Source organism: Pseudomonas sp. GW456-E7 (assembly GCF_059424105.1).
Window position 1 is genome coordinate 16,080 of the sequence record NZ_JBWKZB010000014.1, and the last position, 15,256, is coordinate 31,335.

Annotated in this window: 11 protein-coding genes; 9 read left to right on the forward strand and 2 right to left on the reverse strand. The window is 58.3% G+C overall.

Features of this window, described 5'->3' with window-relative positions; translation table 11 throughout:
- Positions 1 to 215 precede the first annotated feature (215 nt).
- Positions 216 to 1,082 (forward strand): transcriptional regulator, encoded by an 867-nt coding sequence (locus tag AC07YV_RS11540; RefSeq protein WP_102699590.1) that lies wholly within the window; start codon positions 216 to 218, stop codon positions 1,080 to 1,082.
- 96 nt (positions 1,083 to 1,178) lie between these two features.
- On the opposite strand, the gene AC07YV_RS11545 is transcribed toward AC07YV_RS11540, so the two are convergent.
- Positions 1,179 to 2,351: a thiamine pyrophosphate-dependent enzyme gene (locus AC07YV_RS11545; RefSeq protein ID WP_494990286.1), complete on the reverse strand. Its 1,173-nt coding sequence runs from the start codon at positions 2,349 to 2,351 to the stop codon at positions 1,179 to 1,181.
- Between the two features lie 529 nt (positions 2,352 to 2,880).
- On the opposite strand from AC07YV_RS11545, the gene AC07YV_RS11550 reads away from it, so the two are divergent.
- The 5 genes from AC07YV_RS11550 (at position 2,881) to AC07YV_RS11570 (ending at position 8,722) form a co-directional block, all read left to right on the forward strand.
- On the forward strand, positions 2,881 to 4,041 hold the full coding sequence (locus tag AC07YV_RS11550) for an ABC transporter substrate-binding protein (protein ID WP_007974786.1): 1,161 nt from the start codon (positions 2,881 to 2,883) through the stop codon (positions 4,039 to 4,041).
- Between the two features lie 117 nt (positions 4,042 to 4,158).
- Positions 4,159 to 5,094 (forward strand): ABC transporter permease, encoded by a 936-nt coding sequence (locus AC07YV_RS11555; protein WP_102699588.1) that lies wholly within the window; start codon positions 4,159 to 4,161, stop codon positions 5,092 to 5,094.
- Positions 5,095 to 5,122: 28 nt separating this feature from the next.
- Entirely contained in the window at positions 5,123 to 5,914 is a 792-nt protein-coding gene (locus AC07YV_RS11560; protein WP_007974790.1) for an ABC transporter permease, read from the forward strand.
- A 5-nt stretch (positions 5,915 to 5,919) separates the two neighbouring features.
- Positions 5,920 to 6,999, forward strand: a complete 1,080-nt coding sequence (locus AC07YV_RS11565; RefSeq protein ID WP_007974792.1) for an ABC transporter ATP-binding protein — start codon at positions 5,920 to 5,922, stop codon at positions 6,997 to 6,999.
- A 127-nt stretch (positions 7,000 to 7,126) separates the two neighbouring features.
- Positions 7,127 to 8,722 (forward strand): GMC family oxidoreductase, encoded by a 1,596-nt coding sequence (locus tag AC07YV_RS11570; RefSeq protein WP_102699587.1) that lies wholly within the window; start codon positions 7,127 to 7,129, stop codon positions 8,720 to 8,722.
- A 667-nt stretch (positions 8,723 to 9,389) separates the two neighbouring features.
- On the opposite strand, the gene hisD is transcribed toward AC07YV_RS11570, so the two are convergent.
- Positions 9,390 to 10,673 carry a histidinol dehydrogenase gene (gene hisD, locus AC07YV_RS11575; protein ID WP_102699585.1) on the reverse strand — a complete coding sequence of 428 codons (1,284 nt, stop codon included), beginning with the start codon at positions 10,671 to 10,673 and terminating at the stop codon, positions 9,390 to 9,392.
- A 396-nt stretch (positions 10,674 to 11,069) separates the two neighbouring features.
- On the opposite strand from hisD, the gene AC07YV_RS11580 reads away from it, so the two are divergent.
- From AC07YV_RS11580 to AC07YV_RS11590, 3 genes are read left to right on the forward strand one after another with little or no spacing between them, the layout of a single operon-like run.
- Positions 11,070 to 11,795, forward strand: a complete 726-nt coding sequence (locus AC07YV_RS11580) for a ThuA domain-containing protein (protein WP_102699584.1) — start codon at positions 11,070 to 11,072, stop codon at positions 11,793 to 11,795.
- Entirely contained in the window at positions 11,792 to 13,579 is a 1,788-nt protein-coding gene (locus AC07YV_RS11585) for a thiamine pyrophosphate-binding protein (RefSeq protein WP_102699583.1), read from the forward strand. Before AC07YV_RS11580 ends, AC07YV_RS11585 begins: the two co-directional genes overlap by 4 nt.
- Before the next feature lie 17 nt (positions 13,580 to 13,596).
- A complete protein-coding gene (locus AC07YV_RS11590) occupies positions 13,597 to 15,207 on the forward strand; it encodes an FAD-dependent oxidoreductase (protein WP_102699582.1) in 1,611 nt (536 codons plus the stop codon).
- Positions 15,208 to 15,256 lie beyond the last annotated feature (49 nt).

Here is a 15,256-nt window from a genome sequence, read left to right on the forward strand (position 1 = left end):
TGACGCATTGACTGATATTGACGGGTTGAACTTAAATACCCTGAGCGGGCATGGAACATGCTTGATTAAATCGCTGATAATTCAAGTATTTAAGCTAGCACGAAGTTATACGACCGATTATTTCGATAACTGATTTATAACCTATATAACCTTCTGCTCTTAACCCCAGGCCTACATCGAGATAAAAAATGCCCAGCCGAGGAGATTCACCCCCCATGTCGTTAAGTTCTGCCACCTCGCATCCTGAGCGACAACAGGTTCGCAGCGACTTGCAAGCCAACGTGCAAAAGAACCTGAGTACGCTGGTCGAGTCTTGCCGCTCGGTTGCAGACATGTGCCGCAAAGTTGATGTCAATCGCCAGCAGTTCAACAAGTACCTGGTGGGCCAGCACGTACCCTCACAGAAAATCCTGCAGAAGATCGGCCGGTATTTCATGATGGAGGCCGAAGACCTTTTCCGGCCGCCCGCCGAGTTCAAGAAATTTTATGAGGGCTACGAAAACGAACTACCGACAGACTTGCGGGCCTCGGCGCAATTCAATCATTTCCTGCCCCTGGCGAAGCAGTCGGCGGATCTGCTTGAAGACTATCTGGGCGTCTATTACCGGTACCACAACTCGTCCATCTATAAAGGCCGCATCCTGCGTTCGGTCACCTGCCTGTACCGGGCCGACTCAATGGTCCAGTACGTCACCGTAGAACGCTTCCCCTTGCTCGATGGCAGCGGAAAGATCGGCTACTCGTTCACTTATCACGGTTTCTGCCTGCTGCTGGGCGATCGCCTGTTCATGGTCGATTTCGAGGGCAAGCAACGTAACGAAATGACGTTTTCGATTCTCACGCCGCAGCATCGCCGACCGATCCGCTTTCTCTACGGATTGGTCACCGGGGTGGCGTCATCTTCCTTCCGCCAGCCCTTCTCTACCCGAATGGCCTTGGGGCTGGTGGACAAAGGCAGGATCCGTAAACACCACCTGCGCAATGCAACCGCTGTGCTTCCCAGCGATCAGTCATTACCGCTGGAAGTGCGCGAATACATGACGGGCGATAACGCCACTATCGTCTGGGGCGGTCAGGATTAAGACGGTTGAAAGGCGGTCCCCTCGATGTGCCCGTCGATGATCGGCGGGGCGTCGACAGCGGCGCAGGATGGCGTGACTACACTCATGAAGGTTTAATCAGGTTTCACGCGAACTGCGCGCAGTAATAATTTCCACCAGCGAAGGCCCCTTGCTGTTCAGCGCCTTGATGAAGGCGGGATTGAGTTGCGAAGCATGCTCGACTCTCCACGCTTCAAGACCAAAGTTTCTGGCGATGCCCGCGAAGTCAGGCGAGTAAGGCTTGCCGTCCGGCAAATTGAATTCCCCGGCCCGATGCTGCCCCGCAAGCGAAACCTGCACATCGCTCAACGACTCAGGCCCGCTGTTGTTGAACACCAGGAACACCACGGGAAGACTGTGCATCACGCACACCGCCATCTCCTGCATCGACTGCAAAAAATCCCCGTCACTTACGGCGCACACCACTTGACGTGCCGGCATGGCGAGCTTCGCGCCAATGGCTGCCGGAACTGCCCAACCCACCGCACCGACGCCAGCGGTGCAAAAATGACCTCGGTGCTGATAATCCGGGAACATCTCGCCGACTATTTCCTGGAGACTCTGCGTCCCGACCATCAGAATCGCATCCTCTTCCAGGCCCGATCTCAACTCCGCCATAGGTCGGTGAACCATCAGAGGCGGGATGTCGCTGGCGCTGTTCGCTCGCAAGGTGGCAGGTGACAAACTGGCGTCAACCGAGGCGCTCTGAACAGCCGCCGGGATGTCCAGGCTTACAGGGCCGATGCGACCACTGAACATCGTGTCGAAGGCCTGACGCAGGGTCTGTGGCAATTGTTCAATCGCCGAAACCCGCACATGCTCTTTTGTGATGCCAGTGGCGGCGAATTCAGGCCGGTCATCGCCGCGATCGGGGTTCCCCCCACTGATCACCAGCATGGCCGAGCGATCCACCAAAGCAACCGCGATCCCGCCCAAGGCTTTCGAAAGACCCAACGGAGCCGGCAGGAGAACAGCCATCGGACGACCGCAGGCACGAAAGTAGCCGTCGGCAAGATGGACTGCACTTTGCTCCTGTATGACATGAATGAACGGGATGTCGGAGCCAGTCTTCAGCAATGCTTCCACCAAGGCCCACGAACCATCACCCGGCATGCCGGCAACATAGTCGACACCGTTCGCTTTCAGCGCTTTCGCAACAATCTGACCACCCGTGAGCTTCACAGAAAAACTCCCATCGAATAGACGCTGGCGCAAGGGCGGATGCACCTTGCGTCGTCTCAAGACCTTCATCGGAGTATTCCCCTGGAACAAACACCGCTCAATTTCGCACCCCCCGCAAAAGAGACGCACATTGACGCAGGTGAATGCCGCCCATCCCCCGCTATGGCGGGACTATCGTTATCAGGAGCCTGCTGCGCCGATTAGGTCACTTTGATGCGTCAGAGTGCGTCGCTTTTAAAGGGGCTGCGAAATTGAGTGCCCTGCCCGCCAGGCCAATACTCGATCCATGAAAACAACAAGCCGAGCCTATCAAGCGCTGGGCGCGCCACGTAAAGGCTTCACCTTGATATCCGAGGGAAGTGGCGCGCAACCAGCCAAGGAAGAGTCGATCGGACCAGTGGAGGCCAACTGCGCAATGCTCTGTTTACCAGGCGGCACAGCGCCACAACCTCCCCAGCTGCATGGAAACAATGCTGGCCATAACTCTGCCGATTTACATGACCGCATGCATAGGGACGTGTCCGGCTAAACCCGCCGCGCCCACGCCAATGCAGGTCGCCAATTGTTAGCAAACAACCACCCTAGGCAGGAACTCAAAATGAAAAAAGAAAGAGAGACGGGTTATGGATCAACTGGCATCAAGCTGGATTCGATCAGCCTGAACCGGCGCACCTTTATGCTGGGGGCTGCTGCATCTGCCGCGGGGTTGTACATCAGTTCGTTCGTACCCAGTGCATTTGCCGCGTCCTCCGGCCATTTGGAGATTCTTGGGTGGGAAGGTGAAACCGGTGATGCGGAGCTGGCCGAATGGCGCAAACAACGTGGCATTACCGTACGTTCCAGCTATGCCAGCAACCAGGACGACATCACCGCGCGGCTGGCCGGCTCCGACCCCGTCCAGCTCGACCTGACCATGTACGCACTGGGCTACGAGACCATCTATCAGGAAATGGGCCTGCTCAAGGCGATCGATACCTCGAAAATCCCCAACTACTCCGCCGAAAATACCGTCCCGCTTTTCTATAAAGGCAGCCGCTGGTACTGGGATGGCAAACAATGGGGCATCCCGCTGTTGTGGGGCATGAACACCATCGTCTACAACCCTAAGAACGTGAAGAAACCCACCGAGTACAAAGACCTGCTCGACCCGAAATTGAAGGGCCGGCTGACCTTTGTCGATGACGGCACTTCCAACTGGTCACTCATCGCGATCATTGCCGGTTACGGGGACAAGTTCCCTAACCTGACCCGCGCCGAATTCGACGACGCCTTCGAAAAACTCAAACCGTATCGTGATCAATGCCGAGTCTTTGCTGCCTCCTCGGGCGATGCGGTTTCGCTGTTGGTGTCGGGCGAAGTCGACGCGGTATTTTCGGCGTCGGCCAACACCCCAAGCGAGACCAAGAAGCGCGGCGTAGTCACAGAACTATCAGTGCCCAAGGAAGGTGCTGCCCTCTGGTGTGACGCCCTGTTCATACCCAAGACCGCCAAGGACGTACCGCTCGCGCTGGAATTCATCAACAAGACGCTCGAGGCCGATACCCAGGCGAAAATGGCAACCACGATGTTCTCTGGCGTGGTCAACAGCAAGGCTGTGCCGCTACTCCCCGAAGAGCTGAGAAACACCTTCGACTACGCGAACCTGGACAGCTTTTTCGAGAAGTCGAAGCTCTACGGCCAGCCGCCCCTGAGCTCCGACAAGTACGTGACCTATGCTGAATGGATCGATCAGTGGGCGAACTTCAAAGGCTCGTTCTAACCACCTCGGCTATCCGGTGAGGTGAAAGAACGGCTTGAGTGTGTACGAGAGAGCGGGTGCTTGCGGGCACTCACTCCTCTGCTCGTTATCGAAACAAAAAGCAAAGGCACAATAATCATGAACGTAGTCAACAACAGCGAGCCAATCCTCCTCGATGACAGGGATTCAAAGGCTGGCAAACACGTGAAAATCGACAAGAAAACCCTCAGCGGGTATTTGCTGGCGTCGCCTCCGCTGTTCTTCCTGGTGGTGTTCTTCCTCATTCCGTCGCTGCTGCTCCTGGTCGCGAGTTTCTGGACCTCCAAGACCTTCAGCATGGAACCTGCGGCAACCCTGGCCAACTACGCCAAGGCATTGAGTGCCACCGGGTTCTACGACTCGTTATGGATCGCCTTGCAGAATGGCTTCTGGACCGCGGTGCTGTCGACGGTCATCAGCGCCCCGGTCGCCTACTACATTGTTTACCGCACGCGCTCCAATGCCGTGCTGTACCTGGCCCTGGTCTCCTGGTTCTCCAGCTACCTGGTGCGGGTTTACGCCTGGCGCTCGATCCTGGGCACCAACGGTGTGATCAATTCCACGCTGATGCACATGGGGCTGATCGATCAGCCGCTGGAGTGGCTGGTCTTCAGCAAGTTCGCAGTGGTGTTGACCCTGGTGCACATCATGCTGCCCTTCACCCTGCTGCTACTGGTGTCGGGCTTGCGCGATATCAAGAGGGACTATCTGGAAGCTGCTGCGGATCTGGGTGCCGGCGGCGCCACTATCCTGTGGCGGGTGATCATGCCGATGGCGCACAAGAGCATCGTCAGCTCGTTCATGTTCACCTTCGTCCTTGCCGCCAGCGACTACGTCACGCCCCAGCTCCTGGGCGGCCGAGACGCCATGACCACAGGCCTGGTGATCGCCAATCAGTTTCGCTCGGTCGGTAACTGGCCACTGGGGGCTGCGATGGCGTACTTGCTGCTGCTGGTTTTCATGCTGGTCTATGCGCTGTTGCTGGGAGTGTTGCGGGCTGCAAACCTGGCACCCGGCAAGCGTTACCACGACTGATGACCGCCCATAAAAAAGGTAACTCGCCATGATCAGGCTCTTCACTTACGTCTACATGCTGTTTCTTTATGCGCCCATCGCGATCATCGCGCTGTTCAGCTTTCATTCGTCGGCCTCGCTGTCATTCCCGTTCGAGGGCTTCTCGACCCAATGGTACGAGGCGCTGTTCAGCAGTTCGGACTTCATGACGGCTTTGACCAACAGCGCAATCGTCGCCGCGGGCTCGGCCATTCTGACCACCTTGCTGGGAACGTTCTCGGCCCTGGCGCTGATGCGCATGAAGGGCCGGTTCAAATCCGTCTTTGCCTTCATGAACTTCGCCCCCATCGCCTTGCCCGGTTTATTCCTGGGAATTGCACTGGTGATTTTCTTCTCGCTGATTGGCCTGCCACGATCACTGCTGACGGTGATCATCGGCCATACATTGTTCACCTTTCCATTCTTCGTCGAGTCCGTACGTTCACGTCTTGAGTACTTCGATCTCTCGTTCGAAGAAGCTGCACGTGACTTGGGCGCGTCACCGCTCAAGGCGTTCTGGCTGGTGACGCTGCCCATTATCGGCCCGACGATTGCGGGTGCGGCGATCCTGGCGATTGCCCTCTCCCTGGACGAATTCCTGATCACCGTATTCGTCACCGGCAGCGACACCACGTTGCCACTCATGATTCTTTCGATGATGCGCCGCGCCGTCAGCCCAACCATCAATGCCGCCTCGGTGTTCATGCTGGTCGTGACCATTGCCATCATTGTCATTGCCGGCCTGGTCATGACCCTGCGCCGTCGTCGTCTCGAACTTGAACGTGCAGAAACTGCAGAGTAATCGCCATGACCAACAGTATCGAACTGACCGGAATATCCAAGAGCTACGGCAATCTGACTGCCCTGGGCAAAGTCGACCTGACCGTAAAGCGCAACGAAATCCTGACTTTGCTGGGTCCCAGTGGCTGTGGCAAAACCACACTGATGCGCATCATCGCGGGCTTCGAAGAGCCGACCACCGGCAAAGTCGTGATCGACGGCAAGGACTCCACGGCGCTGGCGCCGGAACATCGCCCCGTCAACATGGTGTTTCAGAAGTACGCCCTGTTCCCGCATCTCGATGTCTTCGACAACGTGGCTTTCGGGTTGCGCCTGAAAAAGAAACCGCGGGACGAAATCAAGCGCGAAGTGACCAAGGCACTGGAGCTGGTGCAACTGGAAAACTTCAAGAATCGCTGGATCTCCGAGCTCAGTGGCGGCCAGGCACAACGCGTCGCCCTGGCTCGAGCCCTGGTCAACCGCCCCGCCGTGCTGTTGCTCGACGAGCCGCTGGCGGCACTGGACCTGAAGATTCGCCACCACATGCTCAACGAGATCAAACGGATCCACGAAGAGACCTCGACCACTTTCGTTTACGTCACCCATGACCAGGACGAAGCGATGATCCTCTCCGACCGGGTGGTGCTGCTGAACAAGGGTGGCATCGAGCAGATCGGTGGACCACAAGAGATGTACTGGTCGCCGCGCACGTTGTTCGCCGCGAAATTTTTCGGCGACACCAATATCGTCAACGGCACCTATGGACTGGGTGATACCAGCAGTGGTTATGTCGAGCTACCGTTCGGACGCTACGCACACACGGCCAAGAACAGCCTGAGTGCCGGACCGGTCAATGTCTCGATCCGTCCCGAAACCATCGGCCTTGAGCCTGCACTGGGCAACCCGCTGGCCAACGGGGCCTTTGCCGGGAAAGTCAAAGACACGTCGTTTATCGGCAACCGGGTCATTTACCGTGTCGCCGTAGCCGGCGGTACCCTCGACCTCAAATGCCAGCAGTTGCCCACCCCCGGCAGCCTCACGCTGCCGCCCGGGGCGGATGTCGCCCTGACCTGTAAACCGGACAGTTTCGTGGTGATACCTGCCTGAACAGCTTTCGGTTGAACGACGATCCCTGCGGCATTTCGCGCAGGGTCTGACAGTAGCCTCAACGCTGGATCAGCTCTTCACCAAGAGCCTGATCCGGCGTTTTTTTTGACCTGCACGGTGAACAATAATGGTCCAATATATCGTGGTCGGGGGTGGGTCAGCCGGATGCGTCATTGCCGCGCGCCTGAGCGAAGATACCCAAGCGTCAGTCGTGCTGCTGGAAGAAGGGCCGAGGGACACCCATCCGTTTATCCATCTCCCGGTGGGATTCTATAAAACCAGCCAGGGAAATCTGGTTGAACGCTACCCCTGGGAGCCCCCAGCCGGTTATATCGGCGCGCCGAATCCGACCATGGTGCAAGCCCGGGTGCTCGGCGGTGGGAGTTCAGTCAACGCCATGGTGTACTTGCGCGGGCAACCTGCCGACTACGACAGTTGGGCCGATGGCGGTGCCCGGGGTTGGGCCTACAAGGACGTACTACCGTTTTTCAAAAAATGCGAAAGCAATGACCGCTTCAGCAACGACGCCCATGGCACCGATGGCCCGCTCGGTGTCTGCGATCAACGATTTACCCATCCTTTGACCAAACTCTGGCTACAGGCCTGCCAGCAGGCAGGGTTGGCCTACAATGCCGATTTCAACTCCGGTGTGCAGGACGGTTGCGGGTTGTATCAAATCAATGCCCGCAACGGCTTGCGATCGAGCACCTCGGTCGCCTATTTGAAGCCGGCGCGCCGGCGCCCCAATCTGACGGTGAGAACCCACTGCCGGGTCTTGCGAATCCTGGTCGAGAACGGTCGCGCCACGGGCGTTGAGTACCTTGAGAAAAACCGTCGCCATGTCTTGAGGGCCGATCGTGAAGTGATTGTCAGTGCCGGGGCAATCAACACACCAAAGTTGTTGATGCTGTCGGGTATCGGGCCGGCCAGTCACCTGCACGACAAAGGCGTCAAGGTAATCCATGACCTGCCAGGGGTCGGGCAGAATCTGCAGGACCACATCGAAGTGTCGCTGATCAATGAATTGCGTCGCCCATTGAGCTACGACAAGTACAAAAAACCTCACTGGAAGATCGCCGCCGGCTTGCAGTACGCATTGTTTCGGCAAGGCCCGGTAACCTCCAACGTGGTCGAAGGTGGCGCGTTCTGGCGTACTTCCCTGGCCGAAAATCGTGCGGACGCCCAGTACTGTTTCATGGCCGGGGCTGGGGTCGAGGACGGTGTAGGTTCCGTCCCTGGTGGCAACGGATGCACCTTGAATGTGTGTCAGACCCGCCCCCGTTCAAGCGGTTTCCTGCAACTGCACAGCGCAGATCCCATGGACTTGCCCCGCATCGAGCCCAACTACCTGACCGACCCAGTCGATGTGGAGTGCATGGCCCAGGCCACCGAGTTTGGTCGGCACATCATGTCCCAGGCCGCATTGGCCGGCCACATTCAGCGCGAGCATGTGCCCGCAGAACCGTTACGCACAGGTGATGACTATCGGCGATTCGTGCGCCGACACGCCCACGCTGCACTGCATCCGGTAGGCACCTGCAAGATGGGTACGGACGCCATGGCGGTGGTGAACAACGATCTGCGTGTACACGGGATCGATGGCCTGCGGATCGCCGACAACTCCATCGCGCCGAGCTTGTGCTCCAGCAACACCAATGCACTGGCAATCATGATCGGCGAGAAAGCGGCTGATCACATTCAGCGTGCTGATCAGTCTCTGTAGGAGCCTGGGCGCGATGTCGGCACAGTCGACGCCATCGCGGCCAATTTCCTGCCGGTGGCTCAGACCCGTAGAATCGATTGAATCAACCCGCCAGCACGCCCATTTCGTCCCGTCGTTCAACGCTGTGTCGCGGGATCAGATCGCCCCGCCATTGGCCATCCCGGCATCCATGCCGGGCTGCCGACGGCGCAGATCCTGCGCTCGACCTCTTGAGGGGCGTGCACCGCAACAGCACCGCGAGGCGAGCTAACGCTCGACCTTGGTGGTGCACGTGTTTCCCAGAATTCCGTGAAGAAAAAAAGGTTCTTCACGCATTCCCGGGAAACTGTAGGAGCCAGCTTGCTGGCGATGGACTCAAGTTCGCTGCGTTTATCCAGTTTATACGCGTTATCGTTAACGACCATCGCCAGCAAGCTGGCTCCTACAAGGGGTCGTGCCCACGCTCAAACCAGTGGAAGCCCCAAAAAAAAGCCCCCCAATCGGGGAGCCTGAAAACACTTGGAAAAGCGGTAAGAGTGACCAGCAGTACCGAGAAACGACCCTTTCTCCCGCTACCCGCTTGCCAAGTGCTGCAACTAACCAGGCGGCCTGGTGAGATCCGCCGGTTCGATGTTCAAAAAAGAGCGCTGTCACGCCGACAAAGGTTGCGCTCTATAAACGGGAGAAATCAGACAGCCTGCTTGTAACGGCGAATGCGGATATCCGCCTGTTCCTTGTGCCCGGCAAAACCTTCCATGCCGCACAGGCGGGAGCAATACTCGCCGACCAGCACAGAGGCTTCATCAGTCAGGACACGCTGATAGGTGCAGGTCTTGATGAACTTGCCAACCCACAGGCCGCCGGTGTAACGCGCAGTCCCGGTGGTCGGCAATGTGTGGTTGGTGCCGATCACCTTGTCGCCGTAGGAGACATTGGTCCGCTGCCCGAGGAACAGCGCGCCGTAGTTGGTCATATGCTCCAGGAAGTACAACGGGTCTCGGGTCATGACCTGGACGTGTTCGGAGGCAATGCGGTCGGCTTCCTGGACCAGTTCATCCACGGTGTCGCACAGGATGATCTCGCCATAGTCACGCCAGGCGACGGAGGCGACGGGTGCGGTCGACAGAATGGCCAGTTGACGCTCGATTTCCGCCGGCAGGGTTTCTGCCAGTTCGGCGCTGTTGGTCAAAAACACCGCTGGCGAGTTGACGCCGTGTTCGGCCTGGCCCAGCAAGTCTGCGGCAATGATTTCTACGTCGGAACTGTCATCGGCTATCACCAGTGTTTCGGTCGGGCCGGCAATCAAGTCGATGCCGATTTTGCCGAACAGCTGGCGCTTGGCTTCGGCGACAAATGCGTTGCCAGGCCCGACGATCATATCGACCGGCTTGAAGTCATCGGTCCCCAACGCCAGGGCAGCAATCGCCTGAACGCCGCCGACACAATAGATTTCATCGGCGCCGGCGAGGTACATGGCCGTCACGATGGCCGGATGAGGCTTGCCGTCGAAGGGCGGCGCGGCTGCAACCACACGCTTCACGCCGGCGACTTTAGCCGTCAGGACACTCATGTGTGCCGATGCCAGCAACGGATATTTGCCTCCGGGGATGTAGCAGCCCACCGAGTTCACCGGAATGTTGCGATGCCCAAGGATCACACCCGGGAGGGTTTCGACTTCGACATCGTGCATCGAGGCTTTCTGTACCTCGGCAAACCGACGGACCTGTGCCTGCGCAAACTTGATGTCGCCGATTTCCTGTTCCGAAAGACTGGCAACGCACGCGGCGATTTCTTCGTCGGTCAGGCGGAAGGTCGCAGGCTCCCACTTATCAAATTTCTTCGAATACTCCCGAACGGCTGCATCGCCGTTCTTGGCGACATTGGCAATGATCTGCTCGACCGTATCGCGCACTTGCAAAGCGATTTCGGCTTGGGCTTCGACGGGCTTACTTTTTTTCAGATAACGAATCATCAATATGCTCCAGGTGGTTCTTGATGCACGCAACATGCACTCAGCATTGGCAAACATCTTTTCTCACCCCCCTGCTCCGGGCAATTTCGCAGCCGTCTTATTGCTGACGCGATCTGACGCAGCACAGACGCAAAGTTGAAGCACTCCTGACAGCCCCGCCCCTCTGCCACGGGCAATCACACTTATTCGTATAACCTTTTATTCTCAAAAACGAGGTGAGCAAAACTGTTCCGCAGCCTGTAGCAATGCACACCATCTCGACACCACTCCTATTCTACTGGGTCATTTCATTAAAAATCCGATCAAGGCATTGACAGTACGGTTTTGAGTGATAGCTTAAATAAGCGGTTATACGTATAACCTAATAATCACACCCAACCTAAGAGGTGACCAACCGTGAGTCGAGTCTTGTATCTATACGGTGGCTGGCCCGGCCATTTCCCCTATGAAATCGCCGGGTGGGCCCGGACCGTTTTCCAGGAGCTGGATTTCGACGTCGAAGAGTCGACAGACATCTTCACATTGGACAGGGATTTGACCGGTTATGACCTGATCGTGATCGGCTGGAACAACGCGGTCACCACTGAAACGCTGACCACCTCGCAGGAAAATCGCCTACTCGAAGCGATCGAAAGCGGCACCGGCCTGGTGGGTTGGCACGGTGCGGGCGCGGCCTTTCGCGCAAGCCTCAAGTACCACTGGGTACTAGGCGGTTCCTTTCTCGAGCATCCGATGGGCGAAGGCTTTCCCCATCCGTACCAGGTCAACGTCATCGACCGCACCCACGAAGTCACTCAAGGTGTCGAGGATTTCGAGGTGCGCTCCGAGCAGTACTACATGCAGGTCGACCCGAACATCCATGTGCTCGCCGAAACCACCTTCGACGGAAACCCGTTCCCGTGGATCAAGGGCCATCGCAGCCCGGTCGCCTGGGTTCGCCAGTGGGGCCAGGGACGCGTGTTCTATCACTCGATCGGACACGACACCAGCAACCTCGCCGACCCGAATATCCGCCGCCTGACCAAGCAGGGCCTGAACTGGGCTACGCGCGGCCGAGCTGAAAATCAAGGCAAAACCACCGCATCCACCCCGCTTTCATCAACCCAAGGAGTCCTGTCATGAGCAAATTGACCGGCAGCCAGATCGTGGCACAAACCCTGAAAAACTACGGCGTAGAGTATGTCGCCGGCATTCCCGGCCACGGCATCTGGACACTCACCGACGCCTTCCTCGAAGAAGACTCGAAACTCAAGTTCATCCAGGTCTTCCACGAACAGAGCGCCGTGCATTTGGCAGATGGTTACTACCGCGTGGCCGGAAAGCCGATGGCTGCGGTAACCTCCATCGGCGCCGGGGCCGCCAACACCGTGATCGGCATGGCCACCGCGTTCACCGACTCCACCAGCCTGATGCTGATCACTGGCGGGCCACCCACGCACATGCGTGGCCACGGTCTGCTGCAGGAACTGGAACGCTACACCGACAACGACTTCCCTAAAATCGCCGAGGCCGTGACCAAGCGGCACTGGGTCGCGACGCGCGTTGAAGAGTTGCCGTTCATGATGCATCGGGCCTGGAGCTCGATGGTCACCGGTCGCCCAGGTCCGGTCCATCTGGAAATCCCGATGGACGTCCAGGCCGAGGCCGCGGAAGTGACCCTCCACGCCCTGGAAGAACGTACGCCGATCGGCAAATGCTTCCCGGATCCGGCGGCCACTGCTCGCGCCGTTGAAGAATTGCAATCCTGCAAACGGCCGGTGCTGGTCATCGGTGGCGGTGTCATCACGGGCGAAGCCAGCGCTGAAGTGCTCGCCTTGGCCGAGGCCTGGCAAATTCCGGTAGTCACCACCTGGAACGGCAAAAGCGGCTTCCCGGAAGACCACCCGTTGTTCGCAGGTAGCGTCGGCCAGACCGGCACGATGTGCGGCAACAAAGTGGCCTCGACGGCCGATGTGATCATCGCCGTAGGTTGTCGTTTCACCGACTGGTCGTCGTCCAGCTATGCCAAGGGCGTGACCTTCGCCATTCCGCCGTCGAAGTTGATCCACATCGACATCGACCCGCACGAAATCGGCAAGAATTACCCTGTAACTGTCGGTATCTGTGCAGACGCCAAGCACGCGCTGGCTCACATCGTCGAAGGCCTGAAAGGCCAGACTGCCGATCGCGAAGCGTATCTCAGCGATCTGCGCGGCTATCAGGACGAATGGGAAAGCAAGCTGGCCGGTCGTCGTGACTCCGACCGCTTCCCGTTCACCTCGCAACGTCCATTGGGCGCGTTGCGCAAGATTTTCCCGCGGGACACCATCGTGGTGGTCGGCTCCGGCAACACCCAGGGCGCGGTCAAGCAGACCTTCCCGGTCTACACCCCTCGCACCCACCTGACCTCCGGCGGGTTCTCCTCCATGGGTTGGGCCGTGCCTGCCGCCATCGGTGCCAAACTGGCAGCACCGAACCAGCCGGTGGTCTGCATTCTGGGCGACGGTGACTTCCTGATGACGTCGCAGGAAATTGCGATCTGCGTGACCAACAATATTCCGGTCGTGTTCATGATCCAGAACAACGCCGGGTACATGTCGATTCGCGGTGGCCAGCGCAAGCAAACCAGCCGCCATATCGGCACCGAGTTCAACCATCCGGACGGCACGCCCTATAGCCCGGACTTCAAAGCGGTGGGCGAAGCCTTTGGCCTGAAGTCCTATCGTGTGGAGCGCCCGGAAGACCTCGAACCGATCCTGCAGGAAGCCCTGGACTTGAACGCGCCGGTGTTGATCGAAATCCCGACTGACCGCGACGCTGCTGGCCCTTGGGTACCGGGTTGGTGGGACTTCCCGATTCCCGAATACATCACTGACGAACGTCAGGACGAGTACTGGGAAATCCGGAACTCCGAACAACACCTATAAGAACTGGAGCGGCTCAAATGAGTGATGCATTGATTTCGCATCATGCAGAGCTGAATCCACAATCGGGGGCGTCGCGCGAACCGCGCGCCCTCGACGTGGTGACACCTGATGCTGATGGCAATATCAATTGTGATGTGGTGATTATCGGCTCGGGCATGGGTGGTTCGACCTTTGCCCATGCGCTGCGAGATAGCGGGCTGGACGTTGTGATCGTCGAGCGCGGTGATTTTCTGCCACGAGAAATACAGAACTGGAGCACCGAATCCGTCTTCGGGCAAGGCCGTTATCGCAATGCCGAGCAATGGCTGGACGAGTCAAACCAACCCTTTTCGCCCGGCGTGTTTTATTACGTGGGTGGAAACACCAAATTCTATGGCGCGATGCTGCCGCGGTTTCGCGAAGAAGACTTTGCCGAAATCCAGCACGCCGAAGGCGTCTCTCCGGCTTGGCCGATCAGCTATGCGGATCTGGAACCCTGGTACGCCGAGGCGGAAAAACTCTACCGGGTACATGGCCAGGCAGGCGTCGATCCCAGCGAACCCTGGCGCTCAGGCCCCTACCCACAACCGGCGCTCAAACATGACCCTGCCCTGGCTTCCCTGGAGCAGAGCATGCGCCGGTCCGGGCTCAAGCCTTTCGTGATGCCTGCGGCCGTGGACTATGGCAATGGCGGTGACTGCGTACTGTGCTCAACGTGCGACGGTTACCCTTGCCTGCTGGACGCCAAGGCTGACGCCGAGGTTTGCGCATTAAGGCCCGCCTTGCGCAGTGCAACCGTCAGGCTGTTGACCCGCACCACGATCCAGCAACTGAAAACTGCTGCAGACGGGCGGACAGTCACTCAAGCCCACGGTCTGATCGATGGTCGCGCAGTGACGCTGCGTGCCAAGCGCTTCGTGCTGGCCTGCGGGGCGGTAAACAGCGCCGCGCTGTTACTCAAGTCGGCAAACGAACAGCACCCCGAAGGCCTGGGCAACAGTTCAGGGCAAGTGGGTCGCAACTACATGGTGCACAACAGCACGTTCATGCTGGCGATCGACCCTCGACGCAAAAACAAGGTGATCTTCCAGAAGACCCTGGCCATCAACGACTGGTACAGCGCCGGTGCGAACAACTCGTTTCCCTTGGGTAACGTGCAGATGCTGGGAAAAATCCGCGAACCCATGATCACCTCCATGCGTCCGTGGCTGCCGAAGTTCGCCTCGCGCTACATCACCGATCACAGCGTCGACCTGTACCTGACATCGGAGGACCTGCCAACCCGGGAAAACCGGGTCACGTATGACGCGCAACGCGGTGCGATCAAGGTCCATTGGAAACCCAATAACCTGAAAGCCCATGAAGGCCTGGTGACCAGGACCAGCCAGGTCATGCGGGCGGCAGGCTACCCGCTGATCCTCAAAGCACGCATGGGCATTGCCACCAACTCGCATCAATGCGGTACGGCGGTCATGGGTAAGGACCCGGTGTCGAGCGTGCTGGACCTCAATTGCAAGATGCATGACCTGGACAATGTCTGGGTGGTCGACAGTTCTTTCTTTCCGTCATCGGCCGCGGTCAATCCGGCACTCACCATCGCCGCCAACGCCCTGCGGGTCGCGGCGAACTTCAAGCAACTGGTGCAATGAATGGCATGACATGAAGCCGAAGGCTGCGGTCGCGCTGGGTCACCGCAGC

Bases quoted from the DNA above. Each gene is read 5' to 3' on its own strand.
- AC07YV_RS11540 (WP_102699590.1), top strand. From the start codon at position 216: ATGTCGTTAAGTTCTGCCACCTCGCATCCTGAGCGACAACAGGTTCGC.
- AC07YV_RS11545 (WP_494990286.1), bottom strand. From the start codon at position 2,351: ATGAAGGTCTTGAGACGACGCAAGGTGCATCCGCCCTTGCGCCAGCGT.
- AC07YV_RS11550 (WP_007974786.1), top strand. From the start codon at position 2,881: ATGAAAAAAGAAAGAGAGACGGGTTATGGATCAACTGGCATCAAGCTG.
- AC07YV_RS11555 (WP_102699588.1), top strand. From the start codon at position 4,159: ATGAACGTAGTCAACAACAGCGAGCCAATCCTCCTCGATGACAGGGAT.
- AC07YV_RS11560 (WP_007974790.1), top strand. From the start codon at position 5,123: ATGATCAGGCTCTTCACTTACGTCTACATGCTGTTTCTTTATGCGCCC.
- AC07YV_RS11565 (WP_007974792.1), top strand. From the start codon at position 5,920: ATGACCAACAGTATCGAACTGACCGGAATATCCAAGAGCTACGGCAAT.
- AC07YV_RS11570 (WP_102699587.1), top strand. From the start codon at position 7,127: ATGGTCCAATATATCGTGGTCGGGGGTGGGTCAGCCGGATGCGTCATT.
- hisD (WP_102699585.1), bottom strand. From the start codon at position 10,673: ATGATTCGTTATCTGAAAAAAAGTAAGCCCGTCGAAGCCCAAGCCGAA.
- AC07YV_RS11585 (WP_102699583.1), top strand. From the start codon at position 11,792: ATGAGCAAATTGACCGGCAGCCAGATCGTGGCACAAACCCTGAAAAAC.
- AC07YV_RS11590 (WP_102699582.1), top strand. From the start codon at position 13,597: ATGAGTGATGCATTGATTTCGCATCATGCAGAGCTGAATCCACAATCG.